Below are 12,350 nucleotides of genomic sequence, written 5' to 3'. Positions count from 1 at the left end.
AGCGCTCTTACCGGGCCGAAGCGAGTTGAGTGAAGGCGGAGCCGAGCCACTGCTGCACGCCATGCATCGTCGCGGCAGAGGTATCGAGGAACGGTTGCGGGTACACGCCGATGTAAATCAGCAGCGCCGCCAGACCGACCACCATGATCAGTTCGCGACCATCCATGCCATGCAACACCGCGTCCGACTTGGACGGGCCGAAGTAGGCACGGTGGATCATGATCAGCGAGTAGACCGAACCGAACACCAGGCCCGACGTTGCGATCGCGGTGATCCACGGCGCAGCGGCGAAGGTGCCGATCAGGATCAGGAACTCACCGACGAAGTTACCGGTACCCGGCAAGCCCAGGGACGCCGCAGCGAAGAACAGGCTGATGGCCGGCAGGTAAGCAATCTTCGACCACAGGCCACCCATTTCACGCATGTCGCGGGTGTGGGTGCGCTCGTACAACTGACCGCTGAGGATAAAGAGTGCCGCCGCCGACAGACCGTGTGCCAGCATCTGCATCACCGCGCCCTGCAGCGCCAGTTGGCTGCCGGAATAGATGCCGATCAACACGAAGCCCATGTGGGAAACGGAGGAGTAGGCGATCAGACGCTTGATGTCGGTCTGGGCGAAGGCCAGGAACGCACCGTAGAAAATCCCGATCAGACCCAGGGTCATGGCAATCGGCGCGAACTCGGCCGAGGCATTCGGGAACAGCGGCAGGGCGAAACGCAACAGGCCGTAAGCCGCCGTCTTCAACAAGATACCGGCCAGGTCGACCGAACCTGCGGTTGGCGCCTGGGCGTGAGCGTCAGGCAACCACGAGTGGAACGGTACGACCGGCAGCTTCACCGCGAAGGCGATGAAGAAACCGAGCATCAGGATGTACTCGGTGGTCATCGACATCTTGGTCTTCAACAGGTCGGCGTAGTTGAAGGTAATCACGCCGGTGTTGTTGAAGTTGACCAGCACCAGACCCAGGATCGCCACCAACATGATCAGGCCGGACGCCTGAGTGAAGATGAAGAACTTGGTCGCCGCGTAGATCCGGGTTTTCTTGCCGTCCGAAGAACTGTGACCCCAGAGCGCGATGAGGAAGTACATCGGCACCAGCATCATTTCCCAGAAGAAGAAGAACATGAACAGGTCGAGGGCGAGGAACACGCCGACGACACCGCCCAGGATCCACATCAGGTTCAGGTGGAAGAAGCCAACGTGACGTTGAATCTCTTTCCACGAGCAAAGGACCGAGAGGATACCCAGCAGACCGGTCAGCAGGATCATCAGCAGCGACAGGCCGTCGAGGGCCAGGTGCACGCTGATGCCGAAACGCTGGATCCAGATGTGCTTGAACTCAAGCGCCCAGGTCGGATCGGCGCCAGGCGCCGGAGCAAATGAATAGTTACCGTGGGCCCACAGCCAGAGGCCGAGTGCGAGTTCCAGGGTCATGGTCAACAGCGCAATCCAGCGGGGGAGGGTGGCGCCGAAGCGCTCACCCATCCAGCACAGCAGGCCGCCGATGAAGGGGATCAGGATTAGCCAAGGCAGAATCATGACGGGCTCAATTCCTTTCGCAAGTTCGCAAGGTTCATATTCAGACCGCTACCAGCACGATGGCGCCGATGACCAGCACGGAGCCGGCTGCCATCGAGGCTGCGTACCAACGCAGTTGACCGGTTTCGGTACGGCTCAGGGCGGTGTGGCCGCCTTTGGCCATACGCGGGATCAGACCGATGGTCTGGTCGAGCGGGTCTCTGCGCAGTACGTGGCTGATCGCAAGGTATGGCTTGACGAACAGTTTGTCGTAGATCCAGTCGAAGCCCCAGGCAGCGAACCACCAGGCCGAAAGGAAGCGGCCGATGCCGCTGTTGGCGATAGCAGTGACGAAACGACGCTTGCCGAGGAACAGCAGCGCGGCCAGCAGGATACCGGCCAGGGCGATAGCGCCCGAGGCGATTTCCAGGCTGTGCTTGGCTTCGCCGCCGGCATGGCCGACGCTTTCGGGCAGCACACCGTGCAGCGGCGGAACGATCATGGCGCCGACGAAGGTCGACAGCACGATCAGCACCGACAGTGGCAGCCAGTGAGCGATACCGTGACCCGCATGCGCTTCGGTCTTCGCTTCACCGTGGAACGCGATGAAGATCAGGCGGAAGGTGTACAGCGAGGTCATGAATGCGCCGACCAGACCTGCGTACAGCAGACCGTGGTTGCCGCTGGCGAACGCTTCCCAGAGGATTTCATCCTTGGAGTAGAAACCGGCGGTGACCAGTGGCAGGGCAGACAGTGCCGCGCCGCCGACGATGAAGCTGGTGTAGGCCAGCGGCAGTTTCTTCCACAGGCCGCCCATCTTGAAGATGTTCTGCTCGTGGTGGCACGCAACGATCACCGCACCGGAGGCAAGGAACAGCAGCGCCTTGAAGAAGGCGTGGGTCATCAGGTGGAAGATCGCGCCTTCCCATGCGCCAACGCCCAGCGCCAGGAACATGTAGCCGATCTGGCTCATGGTCGAGTAGGCGAGGATACGTTTGATGTCGGTCTGCACCAGTGCCGCGAAACCGGCGAGCACCAGGGTCACGCCGCCGACGATGCCGACGAGGTGCAGGATGTCCGGCGCCAACGCAAACAGGCCGTGGGTACGGGCGATCAGGTAAACACCAGCGGTCACCATGGTTGCGGCGTGGATCAGTGCCGAAACCGGAGTAGGACCGGCCATCGCATCCGCCAGCCAGGTTTGCAGCGGCAGTTGCGCGGATTTACCGACAGCGCCGCCCAGCAGCATCAGGGTCGCCAGAACGATCCAGAAGTCGCCGACCTTGAAGTGCTCAGGTGCCTTGACCAGCAACTCCTGGATGTTCAGCGTGCCCAACTGTTGGAACAGGATGAACAGGCCGATGGCCATGAACACGTCGCCGATGCGGGTGACGATAAAGGCTTTGAGTGCCGCGTTACCGTTGTTGCGGTTGCTGTAGTAGAAACCGATCAACAGGTACGAGCACAGGCCCACGCCTTCCCAGCCGAAGTACAGGAACAACAGGTTATCGCCCAGGACCAGGAACAGCATGCTGGCGATAAACAGGTTGGTGTAGGCGAAGAAGCGCGAGTAACCGGCTTCACCGCGCATGTACCAGGACGCGAACAGGTGGATCAGGAAGCCGACGCCGACGACCACACCGAGCATGGTGACCGACAGGCCATCCAGGTACAGCGCGAAGTTCGGCGTAAAGCCTTCAACCGCCATCCACTGCCACAACACCTGGGTGTAGTGACCGCCCTCAGGCGGGGCGACGTTGAATTGCCAGATCACGTAAGCCGTGACGATGGCCGACAGACCGATGGAACCGACGCCGATCAGCGCCGACAGGTTTTCCGAGAAGCGGCCGCGTGAGAACGCCAGCAGCAGGAAACCTATGAGAGGGAATACGAAAGTCAGATAGAGAAGATTCATCCGCGCATCTCGCTGGCAGCGTCGATATCGAGAGTGTGGAAGCGGCGATACAGCTGCAACAGAATCGCCAGGCCAATACTGGCCTCGGCGGCTGCCAGGCTGATCACCAGGATGAACATGATCTGTCCATCCGGCTGCGCCCAGCGGCTACCGGCAACGATGAACGCCAGTGCGGAGGCATTCATCATGACCTCCAGGCTCATCAGCACGAAAAGGATGTTGCGGCGGACCATCAGGCCGACCAGACCGAGGCAGAACAGGATGCCGGCGACCGCCAGACCATGCTCCATAGGGATAGCAGGCATCGTCATTGCTCCTTGGCTTCGTTGCGGCCCAAGTGGAACGCCGTGACGGCTGCAGCGAGCAGCAGCATCGAGGCGAGTTCAACCACCAGCAGGTACGGACCGAACAGGCTGATGCCCACGGCCTTGGCGTCTACAGTGGTGTGGCCGATGGCCTGGCCGCTGGAATGGCTGAACAGTACGTACAGCAGTTCAACCAGCAGCAGGGTGCCGAGGGCGACCGGGCCGAGCCAGATACCGGGCTTGAGCCAGACGCGCTCTTGCTGAACCGAGGCCGGGCCAAGGTTCAGCATCATCACCACGAACACGAACAGCACCATGATGGCGCCAGCGTAGGCGATCACTTCCAGGACACCGGCAAACGGTGCGCCGAGGGCGAAGAACGTCATGGCCACGGCGATCAGCGAAATGATCAGGTAGAGCAGGGCGTGCACAGGGTTGGTGTTGGTGATCACGCGAAGCGTGGACACCACAGCGATACCCGATGCGAAATAGAAAGCGAATTCCATCTTTCTTCCTTAAGGCAGCAAGCTCTTCACGTTGATCGGCTGGGCTTCGTTCTGCGCGGAGCCTTTCGGCTTCCCGGCAATCGCCATGCCTGCAACACGATAGAAGTTGTAATCAGGGTTTTTGCCGGGGCCGGAGATCAGCAGATCTTCTTTCTCGTACACCAGGTCCTGACGTTTGAACTCGGCCATCTCGAAATCCGGTGTCAGCTGGATTGCGGTGGTCGGGCAGGCTTCCTCGCAGAGGCCGCAAAAGATGCAGCGCGAGAAGTTGATGCGGAAGAAGTCCGGGTACCAGCGACCGTCTTCGGTTTCAGCTTTCTGCAGCGAGATGCAACCCACCGGGCACGCCACGGCACACAGGTTGCAGGCTACACAGCGCTCTTCGCCATCAGGGTCGCGGGTCAGGACGATACGGCCACGGTAGCGCGGCGGCAGGTACACGGCTTCTTCCGGGTACTGCAGCGTGTCGCGCTTGCGGAAGGCGTGGCCGAAGATCATCACCAGGCTGCGAAGCTGGGTGAAGAAGCCATGCACGATGTCAAATATGTACTTCATGATTCTCTATCCTCACTGAGCCGCGACGGCGGGCGTGTTGAGCAACACGATCGCAGCGGTCACCAGCATGTTGACGAGGGTCAGCGGCAGGCAGAACTTCCAGCTGAAATCCATCACTTGGTCATACCGTGGGCGCGGAATCGAAGCGCGCAGCAGGATGAAGATCATGATGAAGAACGCGGTTTTCAGTGCAAACCAGATGAACGGGATCTGCGGCAGGATATCGAACGGACCGTGCCAGCCACCGAAGAACAAGGTCACCAGCAGCGCCGAAATCAACACGATGCCGATGTACTCACCGACGAAGAACATGCCCCATTTCATGCCGGCGTATTCAATGTGGTAACCGTCTGCCAGTTCCTGTTCCGCTTCCGGCTGGTCGAACGGGTGACGGTGAGTCACGGCGACGCCAGCGATGAAGAAGGTCAGGAAGCCGAAGATCTGCGGAATGATGAACCACAGGTGCTGGGCCTGGTAATCAACGATGTCGCGCATGTTGAACGAGCCGACCTGGATCACGATGCCCATCAGCGACAGGCCCATGAACACTTCGTACGACACGGTTTGTGCCGAAGCCCGCAAGCTGCCCAACAGGGCGAACTTGTTGTTACTCGACCAACCGGCGAACAACACCGCGTACACCGACAGACCGGCCATGGCGAAGAAGAACAGGATGCCGATGTTCAGGTCCGCCACACCCCAGGTCGGGGTGATCGGGATGATCGCGAAGGCAATCAGCAGGGCGCTCATGGCCACGACCGGTGCCAACGTGAAGATCATCTTGTCGGCGAACGGCGGGGTCCAGTCTTCCTTGAAGAACATCTTGATCATGTCGGCCGCGATCTGGAACGCGCCGAACGGGCCGACGCGGTTCGGACCGTAACGGTCCTGCCAGAGGGCGAGCAAACGACGCTCGACCCAGCTGAGCAGCGCGCCGCACACCACTACGGCGAGCAGAATCACGATGGCCTGAATGACTGCGATGATCACGTCGATCACTTCAGGAGTGAACCAAGTCATTGCGCTGCCTCCTGCAGACCGTCAACGGATTTGCCAAAGATCGCTGGCGGAATGCCGGCGATGCCCGCAGGCAATGCAACCAGACCGGCACCCAGTTCTTCGTTGATGCGCAGTGGCAGACGCAGGGTCTGGCCAGCCACGTTCAAGCTGAGCATGGCACCGTCATTGACACCCAGGCGATCGGCTTCGGACTTGGCCAAGGCAACGTAAGCGGCCGGGATGCGTTCCTGAACCGGCGCGGCTTTGGACGAGGTCTCTTCGCTGCCCAGCAGGTGGAAGAACGGCACAACCTGCCAGGTGCCCGGAGCCGGATTGAACGCACGCGGCACAGCGGCGAACCAGTTCAGCGAGTCACCGGTGCTTTCGATCAGGCGGGTGCCCGGGTCGCCAGCGCGGATGTGACCACCGACTTCGTCCTGGAACTTGTTCCAGGCTTGCGGCGAGTTCCAGCCCGGAGACCAGGCGAATGGCACTTGCTGACGCGGTTCGACCGAGCCCGAGTAACCTTCCATCGAGAAGTTGAACGCGGTGTCGATGTCTTGCGGGGTACGCGGTTCGTGCACGCTGATGTCAGCACGCATGGCGGTACGACCGGAATAACGCAGCGGTTCGCGGGCCAGTTTCATGCCCTTGATGCGGAACGCGGCGGACGGTGCGGCATCAACGATGCGCGCCAGTTGCGGCGTGCTCGAAGCGACGGCAGCGGTGACGTGGTCCAGCTGGGTCCAGTCGATCGGCTGGTTCAGCAGGGTCGCGCGCAGGGCATGCAGCCAGCGCCAGCCTTCGTGAACCAGGATGCTCGCGTCCATGTACTTCGGATCAAAGACCTGGAAGAAGCGCTGGGCGCGGCCTTCCTGGCTGACCAGGGTACCGTCGCCTTCAGCGAAGCTGGCGGCTGGCAGAACCAGGTGCGCGCGATCGCTGGTGGCGGTTTTTTGATGGTCGGCAACGATCACCACTTTCGCGGCGGTCAGGGCGGCATCAACCTTGGCTTTGTCGGTACGGGTGTACAGATCGTTTTCCAGCACGACGATGGCGTCGGCCTTGCCGTCGATGACTGCTTGCAGTGCGGCGTCGACCGAGTCGCCACCGAGCATGGCCAGGCCGAGGCTGTTGGCCTCTGGCACGATCAGGCTGATGGAACCGTTCTTCTCGCGCAGCTTCAAGGCCTTGGCGATGTTCGCCGCCGCTTCGATCAGCGCCTTGGAACCCAACGAGGTGCCGGCAATGATCAATGGGCGCTTGGCCGCGAGCAGGGCGTCGGCGATGCGCTTGGCCAGTTCGAGGGCTTCAGCGTCCAGGCCTTCAACGGCTGGAGCGCTGGCGTCGAGGGCGTGAGCCACGGCGAAACCGATGCGGGCCAGGTCGTCCGGTGCTGCGTGAACGCATTCTTCGGCGACGTCGTCGAGCTTGGTTTCAGCCAGGCTGGCGATGAACAGCGGGTTCAGCGCGTGCTGACCGATGTTCTTCACGGCGGCGTCGAGCCAAGGCTGAACGCGCATGGCATCGGCCATGTCTTCGGCTTTGCCTTTGACCGATTGACGCAGGGACAACGCCATACGCGCTGCAGTCTGGGTCAGGTCTTCGCCGAGGACGAAAATCGCGTCATGGTCTTCGATGTCGCGCATGTTCGGGATCGGCAGCGGGCTGTCTTTGAGCACCTGCATGACCAGACGAATGCGCTCCAGCTCGGCCGCTTCGATACCGGAGTAGAAGTGCTCGGCGCCGACCAGTTCGCGCAACGCGTAGTTGCTTTCAAGGCTGGCACGCGGCGAACCGATACCGACGATGTTGCGACCGCGCAGCAGGTCTGCGGCTTTGTCCAGCGCTTCGTCGAGGCTCAGCTTGGCGCCGTTGGCCAGCAGAGGCTGACGCGGACGGTCTTCGCGGTTGACGTAGCCATAGCCGAAACGGCCACGGTCGCACAGGAAGTACTGGTTGACCGAACCGTTGAAACGGTTTTCGATACGACGCAGTTCACCGTAGCGCTCGCCCGGGGAGATGTTGCAACCGCTGGAGCAGCCATGGCAGATGCTCGGCGAGAACTGCATGTCCCACTTGCGGTTGTAGCGCTCGGAGTGAGTCTTGTCGGTGAACACACCGGTCGGGCAGACCTCGGTGAGGTTGCCGGAGAACTCGCTTTCGAGGGTGCCGTCTTCAACGCGACCGAAGTACACGTTGTCGTGGGCGCCGAACACACCGAGGTCGGTGCCGCCGGCGTAATCCTTATAGAAGCGTACGCAGCGGTAGCAAGCGATGCAGCGGTTCATTTCGTGGGAAATGAACGGGCCCAGTTGCTGGTTCTGGTGGGTACGCTTGGTGAAGCGGTAACGGCGTTCGTTGTGGCCGGTCATTACCGTCATGTCTTGCAGGTGGCAGTGACCGCCTTCTTCACAGACCGGGCAGTCGTGAGGGTGGTTGGTCATCAGCCATTCAACGACGCTGGCGCGAAACACTTTCGCTTCTTCGTCGTCGATGGAGATCCAGCTGCCGTCGGTCGCCGGCGTCATGCACGACATGACGATACGACCACGCTTGTCGTTCTCGTCGGTGTACTGCTTGACCGCGCACTGGCGGCAAGCGCCAACGCTGCCAAGGGCTGGGTGCCAGCAGAAATAAGGGATATCGAGGCCTAGCGACAGACATGCCTGTAACAGGTTGTCTGCCCCATCGACTTCGAGCTCTTTGCCGTCTACGTGGATAGTGGCCATGGTTCAAAGTTCTTCGTTGGCCCGGTGTCAGCGGGCGTGGCTAATGGAATCTTGTTATTCGTCCGAATCCAAACAGCCCATAAAAGGCGTCATCGAACGAGAAGGCGAAGGGCACGGACCCTTCGCCTTTTTAAGCGTTTACGCGCCGACTACGATCGGCCTTGCCAGAGGCGGGACGACGGCGCTGACAGGCGCGATGCCGGCTTCGAACTCATGGCGGAAGTATTTGATTGCGCTGCCCAACGGCTCCACGGCGCCCGGTGCGTGAGCACAGAAGGTCTTGCCAGGGCCGAGGAAACCGACCAGACCCAGCAGGGTCTCGATATCGCCGGCTTGCCCTTCACCGTTCTCGATCGCACGCAGGAGCTTGACGCTCCACGGCAAACCGTCACGGCACGGGGTGCAGAAACCGCACGACTCACGGGAGAAGAACTCTTCCATGTTGCGCAGCAGGGACACCATGTTGACGCTGTCGTCCACCGCCATGGCCAGGCCGGTACCCATACGGGTGCCCACCTTGGCGATGCCGCCGGCGTACATTTGTGCGTCCAGGTGTTCCGGCAACAGGAAACCGGTACCGGCGCCGCCAGGCTGCCAGCACTTGAGCTTGAAGCCGTCGCGCATGCCGCCGGCGTAGTCTTCGAACAACTCACGACCGGTGACGCCGAATGGCAGTTCCCACAGGCCCGGGTTCTTGACCTTGCCGGAGAAGCCCATGAGCTTGGTGCCCATGTCTTCACTGCCTTCACGGGACAACGATTTGTACCAGTCCACGCCGTCGGCAATGATCGCCGGCACGTTGCACAGGGTTTCAACGTTGTTCACGCAGGTCGGCTTGCCCCACACGCCAACGGCGGCAGGGAAGGGCGGCTTGGAGCGCGGGTTGGCGCGGCGGCCTTCGAGGGAGTTGATCAGTGCGGTTTCTTCACCGCAGATGTAACGCCCGGCGCCGGTGTGGACGAACAGTTCGAAATCGAAGCCGCTGCCGAGAATGTTCTTGCCCAAAAGGCCGGCTGCCTTGGCTTCTTCCACGGCACGGTTGAGGTGCTTGGCGGCAGTGGTGTACTCGCCACGCAGGAAGATGTAGCCACGGTAGGTTTTCAGCGCGCGGGCACTGATCAGCATGCCTTCGATCAGCAGATGGGGCAGTTGCTCCATCAGCATGCGGTCTTTCCAGGTGTTCGGCTCCATCTCGTCCGCGTTGCACAGCAGGTAGCGGATGTTGATGGATTCGTCTTTGGGCATCAGGCCCCACTTAACGCCCGTGGGGAAGCCTGCACCGCCGCGACCTTTCAAGCCGGAATCTTTCACGGTCTGGACGATATCGTCCTGAGCCATGTCGGCGAAGGCCTTGCGCGCAGCGGCGTAACCGTTCTTGGCCTGGTACTCGTCGAGCCACACGGCTTCGCCGTCGTCACGCAGACGCCAGGTCAGCGGGTGAGTCTCGGCCGAACGCTTGATGCGGTTGGCAGGACCGAAGGAAGTCAGGGTCATACGTAGCCCTCGAGCAATTTGGCAACGCCGGCAGGCTGCACATCACCGAAAGTGTCGTCGTCGATCATCAACGCCGGCGCCTTGTCGCAGTTGCCGAGGCAGCAGACCGGCAGCAGGGTGAAACGACCGTCGGCGGTGGTCTGACCCAGGCCGATGCCCAGCTTGCTCTGGATTTCGCCGACCACGGATTCGTGACCACCGATGTAGCAGACCATGCTGTCGCAAACGCGAATGATGTGACGGCCCACGGGCTGACGGAAGATCTGGCTATAGAAAGTAGCCACGCCTTCAACGTCGCTCGCCGGGATGCCGAGGATCTCGCCGATGGCGTACAGAGCGCCATCCGGCACCCAGCCACGTTCCTTCTGGACGATCTTCAAGGCTTCGATCGACGCCGCGCGCGGGTCTTCGTAGTGATGCAACTCGTGCTCGATGGCCGAGCGCTCGGTTTCACTCAAGGTGAAACGGTCTGTCTGGATAAGCGTGCTATTCATGCTTAGCGGTCCACGTCGGCCATAACGAAATCGATACTACCCAGGTACGCAATCAAGTCCGCGACCATGCTGCCTTTGATCACCGAAGGGATCTGCTGCAGGTGCGGGAAGCTTGGGGTACGAATCCGGGTGCGGTAGCTCATGGTGCCGCCATCGCTCGTCAGGTAATAACTGTTGATGCCCTTGGTCGCTTCGATCATCTGGAAGGATTCGTTGGCCGGCATGACCGGGCCCCACGAAACTTGCAGGAAGTGCGTGATCAGGGTCTCGATGTGCTGCAGCGTGCGCTCTTTCGGCGGCGGCGTGGTCAGCGGGTGATCCGCCTTGTACGGGCCTTCCGGCATGTTGCGCATGCACTGCTCGATGATCTTGATGCTCTGGCGCATTTCTTCGACGCGCACGATGCAACGATCGTAGGCATCGCCATTGGCGGCCAGCGGCACTTCGAATTCGAAGTTTTCGTAACCGGAGTATGGACGTGCCTTACGCAGGTCGAAGTCGCAACCGGTCGAACGCAGGCCGGCACCGGTGACGCCCCATTCCAGGGCCTCTTTGGTGTTATAGGCGGCGACGCCGATGGTCCGGCCACGCAGGATGCTGTTGTCCAGGGCGGCTTTCTGGTATTCGTCCAGACGCTTTGGCATCCACTCGACGAAGTCTTTCACCAGTTTTTCCCAGCCGCGCGGCAGGTCGTGGGCGACGCCACCGATGCGGTACCAGGCCGGGTGCAGACGGAAACCGGTAATGGCTTCGATCACCGTGTACGCCTTTTGACGGTCGGTGAACGTGAAGAACACCGGGGTCATGGCGCCGACGTCCTGGATGTAGGTCCCCAGGAACAGCAGGTGGCTGGTGATCCGGAAGAACTCGGCCATCATGATGCGGATGACGTCGACCTTCTCAGGCACTTTGATGCCGGCCAGCTTCTCGACCGAGAGCACGTACGGCAGGTTGTTCATCACGCCGCCGAGGTAGTCGATACGGTCGGTGTACGGGATGAAACTGTGCCAGGACTGACGTTCAGCCATCTTCTCGGCACCACGGTGGTGGTAGCCAACGTCTGGTACGCAGTCGACGATTTCTTCACCGTCCAGCTGCAGGATGATGCGGAACGCACCGTGCGCGGAAGGGTGGTTGGGGCCGAGGTTGAGGAACATGTAGTCCTCGTTCGCACCGGAACGCTTCATGCCCCAGTCTTCAGGCTTGAAGCGCGCGGCTTCTTCCTCAAGCTGTTGCTTGGCCAGGTTCAGGGTGAACGGATCGAACTCGGTGGCACGGGCCGGGAAGTCCTTGCGCAGCGGGTGACCTTCCCAGGTCGGCGGCATCATGATGCGGGTCAGGTGCGGGTGACCGGCAAAGTTGATGCCGTACATGTCCCACACTTCACGCTCGTACCAGTTGGCGTTCGGCCACAGACCGGTCACGGTCGGCACGTTGAGGTCGCTCTCGGACAAGGCGACCTTGATCATCACGTCACTATTACGTTCGATCGACATCAAGTGATAGAACACAGTGAAGTCGGCGCCGCTTGGCAGTCCTTGACGCTTGGTGCGCAGACGCTCGTCCACGCCGTGCAGGTCATAGAGCATGACGTACGGCTTGGGCAGGTTACGCAGGAAGGTCAGGACTTCGACGAGTTTGGCGCGCGCAACCCACAGCACCGGCATGCCGGTGCGGGTCGGCTGGGCGGTGAACGCGTCCGCGCCAAAACGGTTGTTCAGTTCGACGACCACATCCTGGTCGTCTGCCTTATAAGGCGGGATGTACAGAGCACTGCCTGTAGTCATGGTTATTTATCGCTTTCGGTCAACGTAAAGAATGAAGCCAGTGT

Annotated in this window: 10 protein-coding genes; all 10 read right to left on the bottom strand. The window is 61.0% G+C overall.

All coding sequences use genetic code 11. The annotated features are described in order from the left end of the window. Nucleotides 1–7: 7 nt before the first annotated feature. On the bottom strand, nucleotides 8–1,540 hold the full coding sequence (gene nuoM / locus SB725_RS28215; protein ID WP_027925105.1) for an NADH-quinone oxidoreductase subunit M: 1,533 nt from the start codon (nucleotides 1,538–1,540) through the stop codon (nucleotides 8–10). Between the two features lie 40 nt (nucleotides 1,541–1,580). Further along, complete coding sequence (nuoL, locus tag SB725_RS28210) at nucleotides 1,581–3,434, bottom strand: NADH-quinone oxidoreductase subunit L (RefSeq protein WP_027925106.1); 1,854 nt, start codon at nucleotides 3,432–3,434, stop codon at nucleotides 1,581–1,583. After that, a complete protein-coding gene (gene nuoK, locus SB725_RS28205) occupies nucleotides 3,431–3,739 on the bottom strand; it encodes an NADH-quinone oxidoreductase subunit NuoK (protein ID WP_007946416.1) in 309 nt (102 codons plus the stop codon). The genes nuoL and nuoK overlap by 4 nt, the downstream gene beginning before the upstream one ends. A 2-nt stretch (nucleotides 3,740–3,741) precedes the next feature. Next, complete coding sequence (gene nuoJ / locus SB725_RS28200; RefSeq protein ID WP_027925107.1) at nucleotides 3,742–4,245, bottom strand: NADH-quinone oxidoreductase subunit J; 504 nt, start codon at nucleotides 4,243–4,245, stop codon at nucleotides 3,742–3,744. A gap of 9 nt (nucleotides 4,246–4,254) precedes the next feature. Then, entirely contained in the window at nucleotides 4,255–4,800 is a 546-nt protein-coding gene (nuoI, locus tag SB725_RS28195) for an NADH-quinone oxidoreductase subunit NuoI (protein WP_007946418.1), read from the bottom strand. Nucleotides 4,801–4,812: 12 nt separating this feature from the next. Continuing rightward, on the bottom strand, nucleotides 4,813–5,820 hold the full coding sequence (gene nuoH / locus SB725_RS28190) for an NADH-quinone oxidoreductase subunit NuoH (RefSeq protein ID WP_027925109.1): 1,008 nt from the start codon (nucleotides 5,818–5,820) through the stop codon (nucleotides 4,813–4,815). Continuing rightward, nucleotides 5,817–8,531: an NADH-quinone oxidoreductase subunit NuoG gene (gene nuoG, locus SB725_RS28185; protein ID WP_059182580.1), complete on the bottom strand. Its 2,715-nt coding sequence runs from the start codon at nucleotides 8,529–8,531 to the stop codon at nucleotides 5,817–5,819. The genes nuoH and nuoG overlap by 4 nt, the downstream gene beginning before the upstream one ends. A 138-nt stretch (nucleotides 8,532–8,669) precedes the next feature. Beyond that, nucleotides 8,670–10,025, bottom strand: a complete 1,356-nt coding sequence (nuoF, locus tag SB725_RS28180; RefSeq protein WP_059182581.1) for an NADH-quinone oxidoreductase subunit NuoF — start codon at nucleotides 10,023–10,025, stop codon at nucleotides 8,670–8,672. Beyond that, on the bottom strand, nucleotides 10,022–10,519 hold the full coding sequence (gene nuoE, locus SB725_RS28175) for an NADH-quinone oxidoreductase subunit NuoE (protein WP_059182582.1): 498 nt from the start codon (nucleotides 10,517–10,519) through the stop codon (nucleotides 10,022–10,024). Before nuoE ends, nuoF begins: the two co-directional genes overlap by 4 nt. A 2-nt stretch (nucleotides 10,520–10,521) precedes the next feature. Then, the gene (nuoC, locus tag SB725_RS28170) at nucleotides 10,522–12,306 is read right to left on the bottom strand and encodes an NADH-quinone oxidoreductase subunit C/D (RefSeq protein WP_027925112.1); all 1,785 of its coding nucleotides are present in this window, start codon (nucleotides 12,304–12,306) and stop codon (nucleotides 10,522–10,524) included. Between the last annotated feature and the right edge of the window lie 44 nt (nucleotides 12,307–12,350).

Source organism: Pseudomonas sp. SIMBA_041 (assembly GCF_046535095.1).
GTDB classification, from domain to species: domain Bacteria; phylum Pseudomonadota; class Gammaproteobacteria; order Pseudomonadales; family Pseudomonadaceae; genus Aquipseudomonas; species Aquipseudomonas mucoides.
This window is presented reverse-complemented; position numbering and strand designations above follow the sequence as displayed.